The 22,546-nt window shown below is 67.2% G+C and carries 19 protein-coding genes; 7 read left to right on the top strand and 12 right to left on the bottom strand.

Annotation, left to right across the window (positions count from 1 at the left end):
- Positions 1 to 4: 4 nt before the first annotated feature.
- Both QC821_RS11095 and QC821_RS11090 read right to left on the bottom strand, forming a co-directional pair.
- A complete protein-coding gene (locus QC821_RS11095) occupies positions 5 to 727 on the bottom strand; it encodes a GntR family transcriptional regulator (protein WP_309721074.1) in 723 nt (240 codons plus the stop codon).
- Positions 728 to 840: 113 nt separating this feature from the next.
- Positions 841 to 1,482, bottom strand: a complete 642-nt coding sequence (locus QC821_RS11090) for a TetR/AcrR family transcriptional regulator (RefSeq protein ID WP_309721071.1) — start codon at positions 1,480 to 1,482, stop codon at positions 841 to 843.
- A 430-nt stretch (positions 1,483 to 1,912) separates the two neighbouring features.
- On the opposite strand from QC821_RS11090, the gene xdhA reads away from it, so the two are divergent.
- The 7 genes from xdhA (at position 1,913) to QC821_RS11055 (ending at position 10,518) form a co-directional block, all read left to right on the top strand.
- On the top strand, positions 1,913 to 3,373 hold the full coding sequence (gene xdhA / locus QC821_RS11085; protein ID WP_309721068.1) for a xanthine dehydrogenase small subunit: 1,461 nt from the start codon (positions 1,913 to 1,915) through the stop codon (positions 3,371 to 3,373).
- Positions 3,357 to 5,834, top strand: a complete 2,478-nt coding sequence (xdhB, locus tag QC821_RS11080; protein WP_309721065.1) for a xanthine dehydrogenase molybdopterin binding subunit — start codon at positions 3,357 to 3,359, stop codon at positions 5,832 to 5,834. The genes xdhA and xdhB overlap by 17 nt, the downstream gene beginning before the upstream one ends.
- A complete protein-coding gene (xdhC, locus tag QC821_RS11075) occupies positions 5,821 to 6,696 on the top strand; it encodes a xanthine dehydrogenase accessory protein XdhC (protein WP_309721062.1) in 876 nt (291 codons plus the stop codon). Before xdhB ends, xdhC begins: the two co-directional genes overlap by 14 nt.
- Positions 6,697 to 6,732: 36 nt before the next feature.
- On the top strand, positions 6,733 to 8,073 hold the full coding sequence (guaD, locus tag QC821_RS11070; protein ID WP_309721059.1) for a guanine deaminase: 1,341 nt from the start codon (positions 6,733 to 6,735) through the stop codon (positions 8,071 to 8,073).
- Between the two features lie 208 nt (positions 8,074 to 8,281).
- The gene (locus tag QC821_RS11065; RefSeq protein ID WP_309721056.1) at positions 8,282 to 9,271 is read left to right on the top strand and encodes a cytochrome-c peroxidase; all 990 of its coding nucleotides are present in this window, start codon (positions 8,282 to 8,284) and stop codon (positions 9,269 to 9,271) included.
- A gap of 147 nt (positions 9,272 to 9,418) precedes the next feature.
- Positions 9,419 to 9,868, top strand: coding sequence for a GNAT family N-acetyltransferase (locus QC821_RS11060; RefSeq protein WP_309721053.1), 450 nt, complete (start codon positions 9,419 to 9,421; stop codon positions 9,866 to 9,868).
- 29 nt (positions 9,869 to 9,897) lie between these two features.
- The gene (locus QC821_RS11055) at positions 9,898 to 10,518 is read left to right on the top strand and encodes a hypothetical protein (RefSeq protein ID WP_309721050.1); all 621 of its coding nucleotides are present in this window, start codon (positions 9,898 to 9,900) and stop codon (positions 10,516 to 10,518) included.
- An 11-nt stretch (positions 10,519 to 10,529) separates the two neighbouring features.
- Here QC821_RS11055 and QC821_RS11050 read toward each other — a convergent pair whose 3' ends face one another.
- The 10 genes from QC821_RS11050 to QC821_RS11005 form a co-directional block, all read right to left on the bottom strand.
- The gene (locus QC821_RS11050; RefSeq protein ID WP_309721046.1) at positions 10,530 to 11,528 is read right to left on the bottom strand and encodes an adenosine deaminase; all 999 of its coding nucleotides are present in this window, start codon (positions 11,526 to 11,528) and stop codon (positions 10,530 to 10,532) included.
- A gap of 223 nt (positions 11,529 to 11,751) precedes the next feature.
- Positions 11,752 to 13,476, bottom strand: coding sequence for a thiol reductant ABC exporter subunit CydC (gene cydC / locus QC821_RS11045; protein WP_309721042.1), 1,725 nt, complete (start codon positions 13,474 to 13,476; stop codon positions 11,752 to 11,754).
- Entirely contained in the window at positions 13,473 to 15,122 is a 1,650-nt protein-coding gene (cydD, locus tag QC821_RS11040; protein ID WP_309721562.1) for a thiol reductant ABC exporter subunit CydD, read from the bottom strand. Before cydD ends, cydC begins: the two co-directional genes overlap by 4 nt.
- Before the next feature lie 28 nt (positions 15,123 to 15,150).
- Positions 15,151 to 16,152: a cytochrome d ubiquinol oxidase subunit II gene (cydB, locus tag QC821_RS11035; protein WP_309721039.1), complete on the bottom strand. Its 1,002-nt coding sequence runs from the start codon at positions 16,150 to 16,152 to the stop codon at positions 15,151 to 15,153.
- 3 nt (positions 16,153 to 16,155) lie between these two features.
- Positions 16,156 to 17,571, bottom strand: a complete 1,416-nt coding sequence (locus tag QC821_RS11030) for a cytochrome ubiquinol oxidase subunit I (protein WP_309721037.1) — start codon at positions 17,569 to 17,571, stop codon at positions 16,156 to 16,158.
- Between the two features lie 294 nt (positions 17,572 to 17,865).
- A complete protein-coding gene (gene phnE / locus QC821_RS11025) occupies positions 17,866 to 18,681 on the bottom strand; it encodes a phosphonate ABC transporter, permease protein PhnE (protein ID WP_095619366.1) in 816 nt (271 codons plus the stop codon).
- 45 nt (positions 18,682 to 18,726) lie between these two features.
- Complete coding sequence (gene phnE / locus QC821_RS11020) at positions 18,727 to 19,542, bottom strand: phosphonate ABC transporter, permease protein PhnE (protein ID WP_309721032.1); 816 nt, start codon at positions 19,540 to 19,542, stop codon at positions 18,727 to 18,729.
- Positions 19,539 to 20,366 carry a phosphonate ABC transporter ATP-binding protein gene (phnC, locus tag QC821_RS11015; RefSeq protein WP_309721029.1) on the bottom strand — a complete coding sequence of 276 codons (828 nt, stop codon included), beginning with the start codon at positions 20,364 to 20,366 and terminating at the stop codon, positions 19,539 to 19,541. Before phnC ends, phnE (QC821_RS11020) begins: the two co-directional genes overlap by 4 nt.
- 78 nt (positions 20,367 to 20,444) lie before the next feature.
- The gene (gene phnD / locus QC821_RS11010) at positions 20,445 to 21,410 is read right to left on the bottom strand and encodes a phosphate/phosphite/phosphonate ABC transporter substrate-binding protein (protein WP_309721026.1); all 966 of its coding nucleotides are present in this window, start codon (positions 21,408 to 21,410) and stop codon (positions 20,445 to 20,447) included.
- A 103-nt stretch (positions 21,411 to 21,513) separates the two neighbouring features.
- Positions 21,514 to 22,500, bottom strand: coding sequence for a calcium/sodium antiporter (locus QC821_RS11005; protein WP_309721022.1), 987 nt, complete (start codon positions 22,498 to 22,500; stop codon positions 21,514 to 21,516).
- Between the last annotated feature and the right edge of the window lie 46 nt (positions 22,501 to 22,546).

Raw genomic sequence — 22,546 nt, 5'->3', positions numbered from 1 at the left:
GCGGCTAGGCGGGCTGAGCGAAGATGGCGGCGAGATCGATCTGCGCCGTCTGCGGACGCAGGTCGAGCAGCGCCTCGAGGCTGTCGAGGTGGGCGTGCAGCGCAGCTCTAGCGGCGGCGCTGTCGCCTGCGGCCAGCGCGTCGCGCAGCCGTGGGTGGTCGCCCTCCAGGTAGCAGGAGGCAAGCCCTGAGTGCTTGTAGAGGGCGATCACGATCGAGGTGCGCAGGATCAGGTCGCCGAGCATGGCGCCGAGGATGCGGTTGGGCGAATGTTCGGCCAGGGTGTGGTGCAGCGCCAGCGAGTGCTCGATCCTCTGCGGCTCATCGCCGCGGGCGTGGGCGTCTGCCTCGGCCTCGCACAGCTCGCTCAGGCGCGCGTGCCAGGAGGGGGCCGGCTCGAGCGCCAGCAGGGCCACCACCTCCCCCTCCACCAGGCGACGCGCGGCGAATATCTCGCGGGTCTCGTCGACGCTAGGCGCGCTGACCCGCGCCACCTGGTTGGGCTGCTGGGTGATCACGTGGTCCGCGGCCAGCCGCGTCAGCGCCTTGCGCACCACCGAGCGGCTGACGCCGAAGATATCGCCCAGCGCCACTTCCGGCAGGCGGGTGTTGGGCGGCAGACGCTGCATCAGCACCGCCTGGCGGATGCGATCGACGATGTGCTGATCATTGATGCGGACGCCCGAAGCGACGTCGGCGAGTACCTCGTCCTGCCAGCGGCTACTCATGGTGTGCTGTCCTCGACGCGTATCCACGCGCTACGCTTTTGGAGAGTGTCATCCAGACATGATGCAATACGACTGCTCACCATTACATCATCTATTTGTATACAAAGTCAGCCTTACCGACGCCCGGTGACGCCGCACCCCTTGAGTATCACCGTGCACAGGAATTCGGTGATGCGCTGGTAGTCCTCGTCGCTCAACTCGTTGCGGTCGGTGATGCCCAGCACCTGGGCCTCGAAGTCGGCGTAGTGCTGGGTCGACGACCAGATCAGGAAGATCAGCCACACCGGGTCGATGCGGTCCATCAGGCCGCGCTCGGCCCACTGCTCGAAGACCCGCGCCCGCGCCTCGACCCAGTCGCGCAGCTCGCCGCGCAGGTACTCCTGCAGGAAGGGCGCCCCGCCGAGGATCTCGGCGGCGAATAGCCGCGAGCCGCGGGGATGGTCGCGGGTCAGCTGCATCTTGCTGCGAATGAAGGCTTCGAGCACCTCGGCGGGGTCGTCGTCGACGCTGATATCGTCGAGCATGGCGTTCCAGCGCGCCATCATGCGTTCGAGCAGGGTCACGTAGAGCTTCTGCTTGCTGCCGACGTAGTAGAGCACGTTGGACTTGGGCAGCCCGGCGGCCTCGGCGATGGCCTGGACGCTGGCGCCGCGGTAGCCGTGCTGGGCGAAGACCTGCTCGGCGGCCTCGAGGATCGCCTTCTCGTTGCGCAGGCGGGTAACGGTGGATTCGGCCACAGAAGAGGTCGCGGTCATGGCTCAAGCTCTTGCGAATGGAGCCCACAAGCTTGCCGCAGGCGCCTGCGCCCTGCAATGCCGGGCATGGCGTGAGACGCCAGGGACACGCCATTGGGGGCTATTGTCGACGGGGCGGTCACCAGGACGCAGCGAGGGACGCCGGGGACAGGTCGAAGAGGGGGTTCTGCGCCATGGATGGCGCAGGTAGCGCCCAGGGACGGTTTACAGCGCCCCCTCGTAGGCCTGTCGACGGATCAGTCCCGAGCGGTGCCGCCTGCATTGCCCTCACCCTCTCGAGAATTTTCTGCGCCAGAACCTTGCGCTCTCACCGAGGATGGGCCACGCTTATCCATAGTTGACCATTTGGTCAGAACCCGACACTATCACCCTAGCGTTACCTTGCCAGGCCGGTACGGCCTGGCGAGCACAACAACCAGCGGATCCTGCGATGATCGACTTCTACCTCAACGGCAAGCGTCAGCGGTGCGACGGCGTGCCCGCCGACACCAGCATTCTCGAACTGCTGCGCACCCACCTGGGCCAGACCGGCACCAAGGAAGGCTGCGCCTCCGGCGATTGCGGTGCCTGCACCGTGGCCATCGGCGAACCCGGCGACGACGGCGCGCTGCGCTATCAGGCCGCCAACGGCTGCATCACCCCCGCCCACCAGCTCGACGGCTGCCACCTGGTGACCGTCGAAGGGCTGGCCCGCGGCGATGCGCTGCACCCGGCCCAGGCCGCCATGGTCGAGTGTCACGGCAGCCAGTGCGGCTTCTGTACGCCGGGCATCGTGATGTCGCTGTTCACCCTGCACGAGGAGCAGCGCCGCACGCCGGCGCCGTTGAGCCAGCAGCGCCTCGAGGAGGTGCTGGGCGGTAACCTGTGCCGCTGCACCGGCTACCGACCGATCCGCGATGCCGCCCTGAGCATGAACGACTATCCCGACACCCACCCGCTATGGGCCGATGACCCAGACCTGGCCAGCAACGTCGCGCAGCTGCGTGCGGCCAAGGCTGCCTCCCGCAGCGGCGGCCACTATGTCGCGCCGCGCGACCTCGCCGCCCTGCGCCAGCTCAAGGCCGAGCGCCCCGAGGCGCGGCTGGTGGCCGGCGCCACCGACCTGTGGCTGGAGACCACCCAGCAGCTCAAGGCGCTGGACGACCTGATCGACGTGCGCCAGGTGGCCGAACTCAACGCCATCGAAGAGACGCCGCAAGGCTGGTGGATCGGCGCCGCGGTCACCTACTCGCGCCTCGAGCCGCTGTTCGAGCAGCACTACCCCGCCTTCGCGCATCTGCTGCATCGCTTCGCCTCCAAGCAGATCCGCAATCGCGGCACCCTGGGGGGCAATGTCGCCAACGCCTCGCCGATCGGCGACTCGCCGCCGGTGCTGCTGGCCCTCGACGCCCGCGTCAGCCTCGACGGCCCCGACGGCGAGCGCGAGCTGCCGCTTGGGGACTTCTTCCTCGACTACAAGCAGACCGCGCTTGGCGCCAACGAATTCATCCGCGCGATCTTCCTGCCACGGCCCAGCGAGACGCAGAATCTCAAGGTCTGGAAGCTGTCCAAACGCCGTGAGGACGATATTTCCGCGGTGCTGGGCGCCTTTGCCTGGCGCCTCGAAGGTGGCGTGATGCGCGACGTACACCTGGCCTTCGGCGGCATGGCGGCGATTCCCAAGCGCGCCGCAGGCGCCGAGGCCGCCCTCGAGGGGCAGGCGCCAAGCGCCGACACCTTCGCCGCGGCGCGGTCAGCGCTGGCCGGTGACTTCCAGCCGATGAGCGACGTGCGCGGCAGCGCCGAATATCGCCAGGTCGCGGCGAGCAACCTGCTCGAGCGCCTGCGGCTGATGATCGACACCGACAACACCATCGACGCGGAGGTGACCCTGCATGCGTACGCTCACTGATATTTCGCCCGCTTCCGTCAAGGCGCGCGCCGACCAGCAGGGCCGCAACAAGGGCGATGGCCCGCTGGCCCGCGATGTCAGCGACGTCAGCCGCCAGGGGGCGGCAGGCTCAAGTCGCGCCCATGAAAGTGCCATCAAGCACGTTACCGGCCGCGCCGCCTATATCGACGACCTCCAGGCCCCGGCGGATACCCTGCACGTGGCGCTGGGGCTATCGCCGGTGGCCCATGGCCGCCTGACCCGCCTCGACCTGGAGAAGGTCAAGGCCGCCCCCGGCGTGGTCGATGTGATCACCATCGTCGACGTGCCCGGCCATACCGATATCGGCCCGGTATTTCCCGGCGACCCGATCTTCGCCGACGACGAGATCAGCTACGTCGGCCAGTGCCTGTTCGCGGTGGCTGCCGACAGCCACCAGGCGGCGCGCCGCGCCGTGACCCTGGCCGAGATCGAGATCGACGAGCAGCCGGCCAGCCTCGACCCGGTGGCCGCCGCCCAGCGTAAAGAGTTCGTGCGTCCCACCCACGTGCAGCAGAGCGGCGACTGGCAGGCGGCGCTGGACGGCGCGGCCCACGTGATCGACAGCGAGCAGTTCGTCGGCGGCCAGGAGCACTTCTACCTCGAGGGCCAGGCCTGCCTGGTACAGCCCACCGAGGACGAGGGGGTGATCGTGCACACCTCCAACCAGCACCCCAGCGAGACCCAGAAGCTGGTCGCCGAGGTGCTCGACATTCCCTTTCATGCAGTCACCGTGGAGATGCGCCGCATGGGCGGCGGCTTCGGCGGCAAGGAGACCCAGGCCTCGCCGTGGGCCTGCATCGCCGCGATCATCGCGCGGCGCACCGGGCGTACCACGCGCGTACGCCTGCCCCGCGCCGAGGACATGCGCGCCACCGGCAAGCGCCACCCCTTCCACAACCGCTACACGCTCGGCTTCGATGCCCAGGGCGTGCTGCAGGGCGGCGACATCAGCGTGATCGGCGACTGCGGCTATTCGCCGGACCTCTCCGAGGCGATCGTCGACCGCGCCATGTTCCACGCCGACAACGCCTACTCATTGGGCCGCGCACGGGTCACCGGCCAGCGGGCCAAGACCCATACCGCCTCCAACACTGCCTTCCGCGGCTTCGGCGGCCCCCAGGGCATGATGATCATCGAGGCGGCCATGGACGATATCGCCCGGCGCCTCGGCGAGGACCCGCTGACGATTCGCAAGCGCAACCTCTATCGCGCCGCCGAGGAGCACGGCATCAAGCGCGACGTCACCCACTACGGCCAGCCGGTGGAGCAGCTCGGCCTGCTGCACGACCTGATCGCCCAGCTCGAGCAGAGCAGCGACTACTGGGCGCGCCGCGAGGCCGTGGCCGCCCACAATGCGCGCAACCCGATCATCAAGAAGGGCCTGGCGCTGACGCCGGTGAAGTTCGGCATCTCGTTTACCGCCAAGCACCTCAACCAGGCCGGTGCCCTGCTCCACGTCTATACCGACGGCAGCGTGATGATCAACCACGGCGGCACCGAGATGGGCCAGGGCCTGCACACCAAGGTGTGTCAGGTGGTGGCCCGCGAGCTGGGCCTCGACCTAGAGCAGGTGCGCATCACCGCCACGCGCACCGACAAGGTGCCCAACACCTCGCCCACCGCGGCCTCCAGCGGCGCCGACCTCAACGGCCAGGCCGCCCGCGATGCCAGCCTCAAGCTCAAGGAGCGGCTGTTCGACTTCGCCGCCGAGCATTTCGGCGCCGACCGCGGCGGCCTCGACCGCGAGGGCATGCGCCTGGAGGGTGGCGAGCTGATCGCCGGCAGCGGCGAGGCCGAGTGCCGCATCGCCTGGGGCGAGCTGGTGCAGGCCGCCTACCTGTCGCGCATCTCGCTGTCGGAGAAGGGCTTCTACTCCACGCCGCTGATCCACTACGACCGCGAGACCGCCAAGGGCCGGCCGTTCTACTATTATGCGTTTGGCGCCGCGGTGGCCGAAGTCAGCGTCGATACCCTGAGCGGCGAGTACCAGGTAGATCGCGTCGACATCCTCCACGACGTCGGCGACTCGCTGAACCCGGCCATCGATATCGGCCAGGTCGAGGGTGGCTTCATCCAGGGCATGGGCTGGCTGACCAGCGAGGAGCTGAAGTGGAACGACGCCGGCCGGCTGGTCAGCGACGGCCCCGCGACCTACAAGATCCCCGCCTTCGGCGACCTGCCGCCGCTGTTCAACGTCGAGCTGATGCAGGGCCACCCCAACTCCCAGGCCAGCATCTACCGCTCCAAGGCGGTCGGCGAGCCGCCGTTCATGCTCGGCATCGCGGTGTGGTCGGCGCTGCGCGACGCGCTGTCGAGCCTCGCCAACTATCGCCAGTGCCCGCGGCTGGACACCCCGGCCACGCCGGAGCGGGTCTTGATGGCCGCCGAGGCGTTGCGCCGTGGCGGTGACACCCAAGAGGCGCAGCATGCACCGGCCTGAGGCATCGCTGCAGCAGGCCAGCGCCCTGCCCTGGCACGCCGCGCTGCACCAGCTGCAGCGCGAGGCACAGCCCCACGCCCTGGCCAGCGTGGTCGGGGCGGCGGGCTCCACGCCCCGCGAGCCCGGCGCCAAGATGGTGATCACCGAGGACGCCGTGCACGACACCCTGGGTGGCGGCACCTTCGAGTTCCAGGTCATCGCCTGCGCCCGCGAGGCGCTGGCCCGCGGCGAGTCCGGCACCCGCCTCGAGGCCTTTCCCCTCGGCGGGCGCAGCGGCCAGTGCTGCGGCGGCTACGTGCACGTGCTGATCGAGCTGTTCGCCGGCGCCGAGATGCAGGTCGCGGTGTTCGGTGCCGGCCACGTCGGCCAGGCACTGGTGGGGCTGATCGCCCCGCTGGCCTGGCGCGTGGACTGGTTCGACAGCCGCGACGACGTCTTCCCCGCACAGCAGCAGCCGCGCCTGGCAAAGCACCACTCGCCGGACCCGGCGGCGGCGGTGGCCACGCTGCCCCGCGGCTGCCATGCGCTGGTGATGACCCACGACCACGGCGAGGACTGCGCGCTGGTCGATGCCCTGCTGGCCCGCGGCGACTGCGCCTCCATCGGCCTGATCGGCTCGCATAGCAAGTGGGCCAGCTTTCAGCGCCGCCTGCGCGACGCCGGCCATGCACAGGCGCGCCTGGAACGCGAGGTACGCTGCCCGATCGGGGTGGCCGGCGCCAAGGGCAAGCTGCCCTACGAGATCGCGCTGTCGGTGGTCACTGAGCTACTCACGCTCAAGCCCGCACAGATACACGCAGACCGACGCGGCGCAGCACCCGAGACCCTGCGCAAGGCATTTGCGCCCCCGACGGACGAATGACGGCGGGGCCGAGCCCCCGCCCAGACGGAGAACGACATGACCAACGCTGCCCCTTCAGCGGGACGCCTGCTGCGTGGACCCGTGGTGAGCTTTCTCAACGACCCCGGTGAAGGCGACACGCCCGAACCCGGCAGCCTGCTGCACCTGGAAGACGGCGCCATCTGGCTGGTAGATGGCCGCATCCAGGCGATCGGCGACTATGCCGAGCTGGCCCCGCAGCTGCCCGCCGGCATCGAGCAGGTCGACTATGCCGGCAAGCTGATGATGCCCGGCTTCATCGACAGCCACGTGCACTATGTGCAGCTCGATATCATGGCCTCCTACGGCCGCCAGCTGCTCGACTGGCTCAACGAGTACACCTTCCCCGAGGAGTGCCGCTTCGCCGAGCGCGCCCACGCCGAGAATGTCGCCGAGGCATTCCTCGACGAGCAGCTGCGGGTCGGCACCACCACCGCACAGGTGTTCTGCACCTCGCACCCGGTGTCGGTGGACACCTTCTTCGCCGCCGCCCGGCGCCGCGGCCTGCGCATGCTGGCCGGCAAGGTGCTGATGGACCGCCACGCCCCCGAGGCGCTGACCGACAGCGTCGAGAGCGGCGTACGCGACAGCGAGCGGCTGATCGGCGACTGGCACGGCAAGGACCGCCTCGGCTATACCCTGACGCCGCGCTTCGCGCCGACCTCCAGCCCGGCGCAGCTGGATACCGTGGGCGGCATCCTGCGCAACGCACCGGACCTGCACCTGCAGACGCACCTGTCGGAGAACAAGGGCGAGATCGACTGGGTCGCCGAGCTGTTTCCCGACTGCCGCGATTATCTCGGGGTCTACGAGCGCTATGGTCTGGTGGGGCCGCGCAGCACCTTCGCCCACGGCATCCACCTCGATCAGCCGATGCGCAACCGGCTGGCCGCCGCCGGCGCCAACATCGCCTTCTGCCCGACCTCCAACCTGTTCCTGGGCAGCGGGCTGTTCGACCGCCTGGCATGCCGCGACGCCGGTCTCAACACCACCCTGGCCAGCGACGTCGGCGGCGGCACCGACCTGTCGGGCCTGGCCACCCTCAAGGCGGCCTACCAGGTCGGCCAGCTGCTCGGCCAGCCGCTGACCGCCTGGCAGGGCTTCTACCGCCTGACCCTGGGCAACGCCCGGGCGCTGCACCTCGACACCCACATCGGCAGCCTGCGCCAGGGCAAGGAGGCCGACATCGTGGTCCTCGACCCCGCCGCCACCCCGCTGCTGGCACGCCGCAGCGCCAGGACCCGCAACCTCGCCGAGCAGCTGTTCGCGCTGATGATGCTCGGCGACGACCGCAGCGTCTATGCCACCTGGGCCAACGGTGAATGTGTGCACCAGCGCGACGTCGCCTCTACGCCCTGATAGCCATGCATGTGCCAGGTACATGAGCGTTGCGCTGATTGGGCGACCATCTCTGATGGTCGCCCCTTTTTATGTCTGCTTTGTATGCTTGCTTGATCCAGCTCAAGGCACGTTTCCCTGCGGCCCCTTAGCCTGATATGGCACCGCTTTCTGGTCTCTGATGCGGTGTGAAAAACAGATACAGGGATACGAAGAGGGGAAACCAAACATGCAACACAAGACATCCTGGATCGCTGCAATTGGCGCAAGCGCGCTGCTGGGAGTATCGCTCAGCGCCAGCGCCGATGACGGCTTTGCCGACTATCGAGAGCGCTTCGAGCCACTGCCGCATTTTCCGCCGATTCCTGCCGATAATTCGCTGACCGAGGAGAAGGTCGAACTCGGTAACATGCTGTTCTTCGAGCCGCGCATTTCCGCCAGCGGCGTGATCAGCTGCGCCACCTGCCACAATCCGGCACTCGGCTGGAGCGACCGAATCCCGCGCGCCACCGGCCACGACGGCCAGATTGGCGAGCGCAACACCCCCACCGTGCTCAACTCGGGGTTTCTCGAATCGCAGTTCTGGGACGGTCGCGAACCGGACCTCGAGGGCCAGGCGCTGGGGCCCATCGAGGCCGATATCGAGATGGCCATGCAGCTCGAGCACGCCATCGAACGGCTGACCGAATTCTCGCTGTATCAGGAGAAGTTCGCTGCCGCCTATCCCGATGATGAGGACCCCATCAGCACCGACAACCTGGCCAAGGCGCTGGCCAGTTTCCAGCGCACCTTGAATACCCCGAACTCGCCCTTCGACCGCTATCTGCGTGGCGACCTGGATGCGCTCGACGAGCAGGAAAAGCGCGGCATGGTGGCCTTCGTCGATAACGGCTGCGCCGCTTGCCACAGTGGCCCCGCCTTCACCGACAGCAACTTCCACCGCATCCAGGTGCCGGGTTCCACTGACGTCGGCCGCTACGAGGTTACCGGCGAGGAGCGCGACATGTACCGCTTCCGCACCCCGACGCTGCGCAACGTGGGTGTGACCTACCCCTACATGAACAACGGCGCCACCGCGACCCTCGAGGAAGCCGTCGCCATCATGGGCAGTGAGATGCTCGGCCGCGAGTTCGAGGTGGACAAGATCGACGATATCACCGCCTTCCTGCACACCCTCACCGGTGAGATGCCGGAGTTCGAGGTCCCGGCGCTGCCGTAGCACCCCATCGCCAGGACGGCCAGCAAGACGATACCGGCTCAGGCCGGTATCGTTGTCTGAATAGCCAAGCAGCGGCAGGTGGCGATCTCGGCCCTCGATGGTAGTCTGGACATAGCGCCAATGCTTTTATCCCGCGGAGAATCGCCCATGACCGTCACCCTGGCATCCCCCCAAGCCGTCGACCAGCCCGAGTGGATTCGCCTCTATCGCGGCTACGCCGACTACTACGGCGTGCCGATGACCGAGCAGACGCTGGACACCGTATGGGACTGGATTCAGCAGCCGGACATGGCCTTCTACTGTCGGCTGGCGAAGAGTGAGGAGGGCCGGGCCATTGGCCTGATGCACTACCGCGCCATGCCGTCGCCGCTGCGCGGCACGTACATCGGCTTCCTCGACGACCTCTATGTCGACCCGGCCCATCGCGGCAGCGGCGCGGTGGACACCATGCTCGAGACGCTACGCGAGGAGGCGCGCAGCCACGGCTGGCCGTTCGTGCGCTGGATCACCCGCGAGCAGAACTATCGCGGCCGCGCCGTCTATGACCGCCACGCCACGCATACCGACTGGCAGACCTATCAGCTCGACACCCAGTAACCAAGCAACGCGAACAGGACGTTCACCCCATGCAATGGATCAGCGATCACGCCCAGGCGATCAATGCGATCGCCGGTGTCCTCACCCTCTTCGTCTGGGTGTTCTACGCCCAGCTGCTCTACAACGGCTATGTCCGCCAGCGTCGTGCGCGGTTGATCATCAACCGCGGCCAGGGCAAGGACATCGACTCACTCTGCCTGATCAGCAACATGAGCGCCGAGGCGATCTTCATCCAGCATATCGTGGTACGTATCGAGACCTCGCAAGAGCCGCTGCTGCTCGATGTCAGCGACTACCAGCAGTCCAACGACGACGGTCAAACCGAATATCGTAGCCACCAGGGGCCCTTGTCATCCGGCGGCTACCTGCATATCGGCAGCTTTAAGGAGCTGATACAGCGGGTTGCCGAGGACCACGATATCGAGCTCGACGGGCATCGCCCCAGCGGCGAGCTGACCTTCAAGGCCATCGAGCTGCGCGTCATCGCCATCTACGGTTCCGAGGACCAGCCGGTGGGCGCACGACGCCGCTTCATTCTCGACGATGATGGCGATGCCTGCTCGATCACCCCGGCTCAGCTCGACACCCAGCGCCTGACCCGGCGCCGCGACCGGCGACTGGTCAAGCAGTGGATGCGCAATCTCGAATAGCGCCTGGCGACTTACACGGCGAGGGCGTCGAGGCGCGCCAGCAGCTCGGCGCGCCGCGCGTCGTCCATGAAGGCCACGTCGATGGCATTACGCGCCAGCCCCACCAGGGTCGCCTCGGACCAACCGAAGGCACGCTGGCAGGCGCTGAAGTTGTCATGCATGCCGCCGCCGAAATAGGCCGGGTCATCGGAGTTGATGGTCAGCAGCAGGCCCGCCTCGAGCAGCTGCGGCAGCGGGTGGTCGTCGATACGCTCGACCACCTTGAGCTTGACGTTGGAGAGCGGGCAGACCGTCAGCGGCATCTGCAACTCACGCAGCCGTGTGACCAGAGCAGGATCTTCGAGGCAGCGCACGCCGTGATCGATGCGGCACACGTCGAGCAGGTCGAGTGCCTGGGTGATATAGGCCGGCGGCCCCTCCTCGCCGGCGTGGGCAACCCGTGCGATACCCAGCGCCCGGGCGCGCTCGAACACCTCGACGAATTTCTCCGGTGGATGGCCGTGTTCGGCGCTGTCCAGTCCGATGGCGTCGAGCATTTCCCAGTAGGGGGCGGCGCGCTCGAGCACCTGCATCGCCTCGTCCGCCGGGCGGTCGCGCAGAAACGCCATGATCAAGGCGCTGCTCAGGTCGAGCTCGCGCCGGGCCAGCCGGCAGGCTCGGGCCAGCCCTTCGATCACCACACCTAGTTCGATGCCCCGCGACAGATGCGCTTGGGGGTCGAAGTGCAGCTCGACGTGGACCACGCCTTCGGCGCTGGCGCGGCGGAAGTAGTCCATGGCCAGGTCGAAGAAATCCTCGGCCGTGCGCAGCACGCTCATGCCCTGGTAGTAGAGATCCAGGAACGACTGCAGGTCATCGAACTGGTAGGCCGCACGCACCTCCTCGACGCTTGCGTAGGGCAGCGCCACGCCATTGCGTTCGGCGAGGGCAAACATCAGCTCGGGCTCCAATGAGCCCTCGATATGCAGGTGCAGTTCGGCCTTGGGTAGGCGGGTAATGAAGTCTTGCATGATGAGTTCCTGATCAGGCATCGGCGCGGATTTACTCCATCCTGCGACACTTTGACCGTTTGCGCAAAACCACCCGTAGCGACGCGTGCCAACGTTGGATATCTCACATTGAAGCATGTAGCAGTGCAGTATCGTTCGGGACTGATCCGCCGGCAGGCCTATGAGGAGGCGCTATAAACCCATCCCTGGGCGCTACCTACGCCGTCCATGGCGTAGGACCTCCTCACCGGCGTCCCTCACTGAGAGCCATTTTCCCCCTCTCCAGTTGCCGCCAGTCGTCAACGCCGAGCGCCGCCAGCGGCTGACCAGCGCGCTGGTGGCAGAGCAGCAGCAGGCTGCGTCCGGCAAGCCAGTGGTCGAGGCGCGCGGCGATGCGTTCGGCCAGCGCCGCATCGAGCCCGGCGAAGGGCTCGTCGAGAATCACGATGCGCGGCTCGGCCAGCAGCAGCCGCGCCAGGCACAGGCGCCGGGCCTGGCCACCCGACAGCTGTTGGCCGCCCTCTCCGACCCGCGTTGCCAGCCCCTGCGCCTGCTCCGCCCAGGCATCCAGCTCGACCGTGGCCAGCGCCTGGCACAGCTGGGAGTCGCTGGCCAGCGGAGCGCCGAGCCGCAGATTGGCGGCCAAGCTGTCGTCGAACAGCTCACCCTGCTGGGTCAGCAGCCCGACGCAGCCGCGCACCTCGTGCAGTGCCAGTTCCACCAGCGGCTGGCCATCGAGGGTCACCCGGCCCGTCTGGGGGTCGATCAGGCGTGTGGCCAGCTGGGCCAGGCTCGACTTGCCGGCCCCCGAGGCACCCAGCAGCGCCAGCCGCTGTCCGGCCTCCAGGCCCAGCGAGACTTGCTCCAGCGCCGGCTGCAGCGCCCCCGGATAGCGCAGCGACACAGCCTGGAACGCGAGGCGAGGCGTGGTCGAGCCTAGCGGCGCTGGCTGCCTGGGGTCGTCTATCGCTCCCTGGGCGGCGCCCAGGGCGTTGAGGCGTCGGGCCGCGGCGCGGGTCGCACCCAGCTGCGTGAAGGCGCTGGGCAGCAGTCCCAGCGTCTCGGCCAGCGCCAGCACCGCCAGCGGCATCATCACCACCAGCGGCCCGCTCAAGACGCCGCGAGCATAGGCCAGGCTGGCCAGCCACAGTACCGCCAGCAGTGTCACGCCGACCCCCAGCCCCACCAGGGCATTGCCGAGTGCTGCACGTCGACCGAGCAGACGCTGATCGGCATACAGCGCCTGCTGGTGCTCGTCCAGGCGCCGACGGTGGGCCGCCAGGCCGGTATAGGCGCTGAGCTCGGCGAGCCCCTGGACATGCTCGATGGCACGGCTGCGCAAGCGATCCAGGCTGGCAACCCGACGCTGGCTCGCCGCCATGCCCAGGCGCGCCTGCCCCAGGGTAAGCAGCACCCACAGCCCCAGCAGCAAGCCGCCCGCCAGCGCCCCCGCCCAAGGCAGGAACACGCCAATCAGCAGCGTCAGGCCGGCAATCGCCAGCAGCGCCACCAGCGGCGGCGCCATAAGGCGCAGGTAGAGGCTGTCGAGGGTATCGATATCGGCGGTCAGGCGGTTCAACCACTCGCTGGCGCGCCGCTTCGACAGCGCCTGGCCGTCGAGCCGCACCAGCACCCGGAACATGCCGCCGCGCAGGTCGGCCAGCAGGCGCAGCACGCTGTCGTGGTTGTAGACTCGCTCGAGATATCGGGCCACGGTGCGGGTCAGCGCGAAGAAGCGAATCCCGCCGCCGGGCACATATACGTCGAGACTCGCCGCCACCCCGGCGGCCAGCAGCATGCCGGTCAGGGCGGTGGCGGTGATGAACCAGCCCGACAGCGCCAGCAGGCCGATACCGGCGAAGGCGGTGATCGCCATCAGCAGTGCGCCCAGCGCCAGCCGCCCGCGGCGCCGACCGAGCAGCTTGAGCCAGGGGCGTAGCTCGCGGTAGACGCTCGCCAGCAGACTCATGGCATCACCTCATCGACGCGCCTGCCGTCCTCGAGGCGTACCACGCGGCCGGCCATTCCCATCAATGCCGGATGGTGGGTGGCGATGATCAGGGTCCGCCCCGCCGCCGTCAGCGCCTTGAGCGCCTCGATAAGCGCTGTCTGGGTGTCGTCGTCGACGCTCGCGGTAGGCTCGTCGAGCAGTACCAGCGATGCGCCCGACAAGAACACCCGTGCCAGCGCCAGGCGCTGGGCCTGGCCGCCGGAGAGCCCGGCGCCGCGCTCACCCAGCGCGGTGTCGATCCCCGCCGGCAGCGCGCCAAGCAGCTCGCCGAGCCCCGCCTGCTCGAGCGCCCTCTCGATATCCGCGTCGCTTGCCTCCGGGGCCGCAAGACGCAGGTTATCGGCCAGGCTGCCGTGGATCAGCAGCGGCCGCTGATCCATCCAGGCGACCTCGCCGGCCGGCACCGTCACCCGTCCCGTGTCGCTGTCGACGAAGCCGGCAATCAGCTGCAGCAGCGTCGACTTGCCGGCCCCGGAGGGGCCTGCCAGGGCGACGCACTCGCCGGGCGCGATGGTGAGATCCAGCGGCCCCAGCACTCGCCCGCGACCGGCAAAGGTGACGCTCACCCCATCCAGCGACACCACCGACTGGCCGTCGCTTGGCTGGCGCCGGGCGGCGCCTTTCGGCAGCGGCAGATTGAGCAGCGCCACCAGCGCATCGGCGGCGCCCAGCGCCGCGGCACGGTCGTGATAGTGCTGCGACAGGGTGCGCAATGGCTGGAAGAATTCCGGCGCCAGCAGCAGGATCAACAGGCCGCTGAACAGCGTCAGCTGCGGCGAGGGACCGTAGTCGATATAGCCGAGCAGGCCGAAGCCGATATAGATCGCCAGGACCGCGATGGCCACCGCGGCAAAGAACTCGAGCACCGCCGAGGAGAGGAACGCCAGCCGCAGGGTGCGCATGCTCAGGCGTCGATAGTCGTCGGCGGCGGCGTGCACCTCGGCGCTGGCCTGCTCGGCGCGATTGAACAACTGCAGGGTGGTAATGCCGCGCACGCGGTCGAGGAAATGCCCCGCCAGCCGGCTGACGGCGGCGAACTGCTGCCGATTGAGGCGTTCGGCGCCGATTCCCACCAGCGCCATGAACAGCGGGATCATGGGCGCCGCCAGCATCAGGAAGATCGCTGCCAGCCAGTCGAGCCACAGCACCAGCACGGCGATGACCGCGGGGATCGCAACCGCCAGGCGCAGCTGCGGCAAGAAACGCGCGAAGTAACCATCCAGCGCCTCGACCTGCTCCACCAGCTGACCGCCCAGGGCGGCACTGTGGCGCCCGCCCAGCCGCACCGGCCCCAGCGCCTCGATATGCGCCAGCAGCTCGGAGCGCGCCGCCTGGCGAATGCGCAGGCTGGCTTCCTGGCCGGCCACCTCCTGTGCCCATTGGGCCGCCGCCCGCAGCGCCAGTACAACGATCAGCGCAACGCCCAGGCCGGCAAGCGACGTCGGTTCGGCATCATCCACCAGCAGTGCGCTGACCCAGCCGGCGATCAGCGCCATCTGCACGATGGTGGCCAGCCCGACGCACAGCCCCGCGCCCATCGACAGGCCAATCAGACGCCGCTGGCGGGCGGCCAGGCGGCCCAGCCAACGGCGCGGCGTCAACACAGAGTCTTGCTGCCCCACGCTGGCGACCTCAGTGATAGCCCTCACCTACCTTGACCTTGCCGCGGAACACCCAGTAGGTCCAGGCGGTATAGGTCAGGATGATGGGGATCACGAACAGCACCCCGATCAGCAGAAACAGCTGCGACTCCGGCGCCGAGGCGGCGTCCCAGATGGTGTAGTCGGGCGGCACGATCACCGGCCACTTGCTGACCACCAGGCCGAGGTAGGTGAACAGGAAGATGCCCAGCGTCGACATGAACGGTAGCAGCTCGCGGCGCTGCCTGATCGACATCACCAGCAGCGCCATGCACAGCGTGGCCAGCCCCGGCAGTATCCAGATGATCTGGATGTTGCCGAACCAGCGCTGCCAGACGACAGGATTGACGAACGGCGTCCACAGGCTGATGGCGAAGAAGATCGCCACCACGCCAATCAGCAGTCGGGGCGTGATCCGGTAGGCCCAGTCCTGGATGTAGCCCTCCGACTTGAGGATCAGCCAGGTAGTCCCCAGCAGCGCATAGCCGATCATCATGCCGATGCCGGTGAGCACGGTGAACGGCGTCAGCCAGTCGAAGGCGCCGCCGACGTAGGCGAAATTCTCGGTCTCGAAGCCCTGGATGTAGGTGCCGACCACTGCGCCCTGGGCGAAGGCCGCCACCGACGAGCCCCAGCAGAAGGCGCGGTTCCACCAGCGACGATTCTTGCGCGACTTGAAGCGCAGCTCGAAGGCCACGCCGCGGAACACCAGCCCGGCAAGCATCAGGAACACGCCAATATAGAGCGCCGGCAGGAACACCGAATAGACCAGCGGGAAGGCCCCCAGCAGGCCGGCACCGCCCAGCACCAGCCAGGTCTCGTTGCCGTCCCACACCGGCGCCACCGAGTTCATCATCACGTCGCGGGCGTCCTCGTCGGGGGCGAAGGGAAACAGGATCCCCAAGCCCAGATCGAAGCCGTCCATGAGCACGTACATCATGATGCCGAAGCCGATGATCAGCGCCCAGATCAATGACAGGTCGAACATTTCCATGGCTCAGCTCCTCTCCGCCGGTGCGGGATCATCGTCGAAGGGAATATGCGTCGCCGACCACGGGCGCATGGGCCGCTCCACTTCGTCGATCAACCGCTCTTCCTCCTTGGGTACCATGCCGTTGCGCACCACTCGAGTCAGGTAGTAGACCCCGGCATAGAACACCACGCCGTAGACTGCGGCATAGCCGATCAAGGTGAACAGCGCCATGCCGCCGGTCAGCGACGGCGTCAGGCCCTCGGCGTGGGTCATGATGCCGTAGACCAGCCACGGCGCGCGCCCTGCTTCGGTGACGATCCAGCCCGCCAGCACCGCGATGAAGGGCGTGACGCTCATCAGTCGCAGTAGCTGCAGAAAGCCACGATGCTCATAGACACGACCGCCGCGCCGCAGCACCAGCCCCGCCAGCGCTACCGCAATCATCAGCAAGCCGATGCCAACCATGACCCGGAAGGCCCAGAATACCAGCGCCACCGGCGGCTGCTCCTCGGCACTTACCTCGTTGAGGCCCGGCACCTCGCCGTCCAGGTCGTGGGTCAGGATCAGGCTGGCCAGGCGCGGAATACCGAGCTCGAAGCGGTTCTCCTGGGCTGCCTGGTCAGGCAGCGCGAACAGCAGCAGCGGCACCCCCTCGCGGGTCTCCCAGTTACCCTCCATCGCCGCCACCTTGGTCGGCTGGTACTCCAGGGTGTTGAGGCCGTGGAAGTCGCCCATCAGCGCCTGGGCCGGGGTCAGGAACAGCAGCAGCCACAGGCACATCGACAGCGCGCGCTTGTTGGCCTCCACGTCGCGCCCCTGGAGCAGGTACCAGGCGCTGACCCCGGCGACCACAAACCCGCCGGTGATGAACGACGCCAGCGCCATATGCCCGAAGCGATACGGAAATGACGGATTGAAGATCGCCTCCATCCACGACACCACGTAGAAGGAGTTGTCGGTGAACTCGACCCCCGCCGGCGTGTGCATCCAGCTGTTGGCCGAGAGAATCCAGAACGTCGAGATGAAGGTACCGATGGCCACCATGATCGCGGCGAACAGGTGAACCCCCTGGGGCACCTTGCCGCGACCGAACAGCAGCACCCCAAGGAACGCGGCCTCGAGGAAGAAGGCGGTTACCACCTCATAGCTGAGTACCGGCCCGAGGAAGTTGGCAGCGGCCTGGGAGAAGTTGCTCCAGTTGGTACCGAACTGGAAGGACATCACGATGCCCGACACCACCCCCATGCCGAAGACCACGGCGAAGACCTTGGTCCAGAACACCGCCAGGCGCTCCCAGGCGGGGTTCTCGGTCTTGTAGAACAGGCCATGCAGCAAGGCGATATAGGATGCCAGGCCGATGGTGAAGACCGGAAAGATGGCGTGAAACGAGACGACAAAGGCGAACTGCATGCGTGACAGGACGAGCGGATCAAGCTCCATCATCATACTCCCTACGAAGACACTGACTCGTGATCGCCGCGATCGATGCGAAGGGGTGGCGGCTCGCCACCACGTCTTGTCACTCGGGCCCAGCGGGCCGTTGCGCATTTCTGTGCGACTTACGGGGCGTTGCAGCCTAAGCCTAGACGCTTGGCAGCGTTAATACCCGTCACCGGTGCCCTAATGCACCGGCTCGATCATGTTACGTATAGGAGGCGTACAACTAAAGAAGGTTTCTTCGCTAACGGTGTGTCGCGTTGCCGCAGGGCAGCACAGCCAGTGTTCGTGCCTGGCCTAGATGATGGCGCGACGCACCCGTGCCGATACCCACTCCGAGGCCAGCACCGTGACGAATATCATCAGGAAGATCACGCTGACCTGGTTCCACGCCAGACTATTGATCGCCGAGTTGAGCTGTAGCCCGATGCCGCCGGCACCGACCAGCCCCAGCACCGTCGACTCGCGGATGTTGATGTCCCAGCGGTAGACACTGATCCCGGCAAAGGCGGGCATCACCTGGGGCAGCACGGCATAGCTCATCACCTGCATGCGGCTGGCACCGGTGGCGTTGATCGCCTCTACCGGAGTCGGGTGGATCTCCTCGATGGCTTCATAGAGCAGCTTGCCGACGAAGCCGATGGAGCGTAGCGCGATGGCGATGATTCCCGCCAGCACCCCCGGCCCGAGGATGGTCACCAGCAGCATCGCCCAGATCAGTGAATTGATCGAACGCGAGGAGACGATGACGACCAGTGCCGCGCTACGCACCAGCGGATGCGGGCTGGTGTTGCGCGCCGCCAGGAAGGCCACCGGAAAGGCCATGGCGATGCCCAGCAGCGTGCCCAGGGTGGCGATGTTGAGGGTATCCCACATCGGCTGCCACAGCCGCTGGGCATAGCTCCACTGCGGCGGCAGCATGCGGCTGATCAGGTCGCTTCCCTGGCGGCCGGCGTCTTCGACGAACACCCACATGGTGTTGTCGGAAATCAGCTTCCAGCACAGCAGGAACAGTGAGATTCCTGCCAGCCAGGCAAGATAGCCCAGCCACTGAGCGCGGGTGGTGCGCAGGCGCCAGATCGGTTCGCCCTGCTCATTGGTCGAAACAGGCATTTATTTACTCCTTAATTAGCCGATGCAATGCGCGTCGCCAGGGCATCACTGGGTCCAGCGGCGCACGTGGCTGGAGCTATACTCGCTCAGCAGCACGATGCCGATGATGATCAGCAGGATCGCCGCCGAGGTGTCGTACTCGTAGCGGCTGATCGAGGTATTGAGGGTCGCGCCGATGCCACCGGCACCGACGATGCCGATCACCGCCGACTCGCGGAAGTTGATGTCCAGCCGGTACATGGAGAGACCGATCAGGCGCGGCATCACTTGCGGTTGGACCGCGTGGTTCATGGTCTGCAGCCAGCTGGCGCCGGTTGCGCGCACCGCCTCGACCTGGCGCCAGTCGAGGTCTTCGATGTCCTCGGCGAGCAGCTTGGCCATGAAGCCGATGGTGGCAAACGCCAGGGTGATCATCCCCGCCAGCGGGCCGAAGCCGAACATCACCACGAACAGGATGGCGATGATGACCTCCTGGAAGGTGCGCGACACGGTAATGATGCCGCGGCACAGCAGGTATACCGGCAGCGGCGAGATATTGCGTGCCGCGCCAAGCCCTACCGGGATCGCCAGCGCGACGCCGATCACCGTCGAGGTGAGGGTCATGGTCAGGCTTTCCAGCAGGCCGTTGACGATATCGCCGCGTCGGCTGATGAAGTCCGGCTGAGCGAAGGCGGCCAGGAAATTGAGCCCGCGGCTCATGCCCTCGGCGACCCGCGCCCAGTTGACGCTGATCGAGCTCAGCGCCAGCACCAGGTACAGCACCACACCGATCACCAGCAGCCAGCGCAACCGCGCATCGCCGATCAGCGGCATCCGCCGCCACTCGCCCTGCTCGGCCAACCGTTCACGCGCAGCGCTCATCGCCCGCCCCCCATGGCCAGCGCCGGTGCCGGCGTTACCTGCACGGCATCGTCGGCGTCGTCTTCTTCGCCCTCTTCGTTGCTCCAATCCTCTTCGCCGTAGATGGTCGTGAGGATCTCGGCGTTGAGTTCGCCGGGCTTGCCATCGAAGACGATCTCGCCGCCACGCAGCCCGACGATGCGGTCGGCAAACTGCCGCGCCAGGCTGACATCGTGGATATTGATGATCGCCGCCAGGTCGCGCTCCGCACACAGCTCGCGGATCAAGCGCATGATCTGTCGCGAGGTCTTGGGATCGAGGCTTGCGGTGGGCTCATCGACCAGCAGCAGGCGCGGGTCCTGCAGCAGGGCGCGGGCGATACCCACCCGCTGGCGCTGGCCGCCTGAGAGCGCATCGGCGCGCTTGTCCAGTGCATGCCCCAGGCCGACCCGCTCGAGCAGTCGAAATGCCTCGATCACATCGGTCTTCGGGTAGCGGCGCAGAAAGCTGCGCCAGAAACCGACGTAGCCGAGCCGTCCGGAAAGCACGTTCTCCATCACCGTGAGGCGATCCACCAGCGCATACTCCTGGAAGATCATCGCCATGGCCCGACGGGCCTGGCGCAGGCGTCCGCTCGAGAGCCCAGTGAGCTCGGTATCCTCGAGGTGAATGCTGCCACCGCTGGGCTCGACCAGCCGATTGACGCAGCGAATCAGGGTGCTCTTGCCGGCCCCCGAGGGGCCGATCAGCGCCATCACCTGGCCGCGTGGCAGCGACAGGTGGATGTCGTTCAAGGCCAGATCGCCGGTGGCATAGCGCTTGGTCACCGCGCTTAAGGTAAGCATCTGAGTATCTCCCCTCGCGACGTGCCGCCGGGGGATATGCATCCCCCGGCGGCACGGCCGTCACGTCGTTGGCAGCGATCAGTCGCAGTCGTAGGTCACGCCGTTGGCATCGGCAATGGTGCGAATCACCGCCCAGTGCTCCTGGTAGGTGATGGGGATGAACTGCGACTCGCCGGAATTGGCGAACTCCTCCTGCAGCGCACTGCCTTCCCATTCGAAGGTCTCGAACGCCTCGGTGACCTTGTCGACCAGCTCGGGGTGCAGGTTGTAGACGTGGCCGTAGGCGGTAGTGGGGAAGGTTTCGGAGGTGTAGATGATGTCGTAGTCGCCCTCGTCGACCACGCCGCGGGCGATCATGCGCGTGCCCACCGAGTTGGCGATAGCGGCGGCATCGTAGTCGGCGTTGACCACGCCGAGAATGGAGTTGTCGTGGCTACCGGAGAACGCGGCCTCGAAGTCCTCATCGGCCTCGAGGCCGTACTCCGAGCGCAGCAGCGCGGAGGGCGCACGGAAGCCCGAGTTGGACGTCGGCGAGGTGAACGCCAGGTTGCGACCGGCGAGATCCTCGACGCTCTCGATGCCGCTACCCGGATAGGTGATGATCTCCATCTCATAGCCGAACGAGCCATCCTCGGAGGCCATCATGGTGAAGGGCACGAAGCCGGAGCAGTTGACCGCTACCGGCACCCCACCGGTATTGAAGCCCGCCACGTGCAGGCGGCCGGCGCGCATCGCCTCGAGCTGGGCCGAGTTGGACTGCACCGGGAAGAACTGCACCCGCTTGCCGGTGACCTCCTCCATGTGCTCAAGGAAGCCGGCCCACACCTCAGCGTAGACCGCCGGGTCTTCCACCGGTGTGTAGGCAAACACCAGCGTATCCGGATCCACCCACTGCGACTCGTCGCTGGGCGCATCGGCGACCATGTCGCCATCGGCGTCGCTGAAGCGTTCTGCCAGGTCGGCGCTGGCCAGGCTCGAGCAGAGCACCAGGCCGGCGGCGCCGGTGCTAAGTAGGGTGCGATACAGTGCATGCGGAAATGCCATGGGAGTGCCTCGTCTTGGTGGAGTCTACGGGGCACTACCCTAGGCGGCGTGGATGACAATCAGGCAACCGTTGCGTGTCAATTTGGCGACACGCCGATGACACTCAGGGGGCCAGTACGCTGCCTACCAGGTAACCGGTATAGGCGACGAACAGGGCCAGCAGCGCTGCCCCCTCATAGCGGTTGATACGTCCCGGCCGGCCGCGCCAGCCCAGCGCGAACAGCGCCAACAGGCCTGTCATCACGGCCATCGCCAGCCAGTCGCGGGCCAACACCTCGGGACCGGCCTCGATGGGCGTGATCACGCCGGCGAGCCCGACTACCGCCAGGGTATTGAAGAGATTGGAGCCGACCACATTGCCGAGCACCAGATCGTGCTCGCGGCGGCGCAGCGCGCTGATCGACGCGGCGAGCTCGGGCAACGAGGTGCCCACCGCCACTACCGTCAGGCCAATGATCAGGTCGCTGACGCCGAAGGCCGCCGCGATCTCCACCGCACCCCATACCAGGATTCGCGAGCTGACGATCAGCAGCGCCAACCCCAGCAGGGTCCACAGCACCCCGCGCGACAGCGACATCGACTGCTGTTCGAGGCTGTCGGCGGTGTCGCTGGCCAGGGCATCCTCGCGGCCACCGCGCTGGCGGCTGCGCCAGATACTGAAGCCGATGAACAGCGCCAGTACCACCAGCAGCACGGCGGCCTCGGTGGCGCTGATCACCCCATCGCGCAGCTGCCAGGCGGCCAGCAGGGTCACCGCGCCCAGCACCGGCAGCTCCTGGCGCAGCACCTGGGAGTGCACTGCCAGCGGCGAGACCAGCGCCACCAGCCCGAGGATCAGGCCAATATTGGTGATATTGGAGCCATAGGCATTGCCCAGCGCCAGCCCAGGGCTGCCTTCCAGCGACGCCAGCGCCGAGACCATCAGCTCCGGGGCCGAGGTACCGAAGCCGATCACCAGCATGCCGATCAGCAGCGGCGACAGCCCCAGGTGGCGAGACGTCGCGACCGCGCCGTCGACGAAGCGCTCGGCGCTCCACACCAGAATCACCAGCCCAACCACGATCGCCGCTACTGGCAGCCATGTCATCATATGCCGTCCTCTTCGTATTCCCGCAGACCACTTGCATCGAACATTC

Origin of the sequence: Franzmannia qiaohouensis (assembly GCF_031451695.1) — a bacterium.
Taxonomy (GTDB): Bacteria; Pseudomonadota; Gammaproteobacteria; order Pseudomonadales; family Halomonadaceae; genus Franzmannia; species Franzmannia qiaohouensis.
Note: the sequence above shows the minus strand (reverse complement) of the source record. Positions and strands in the feature narration are given on the sequence as shown.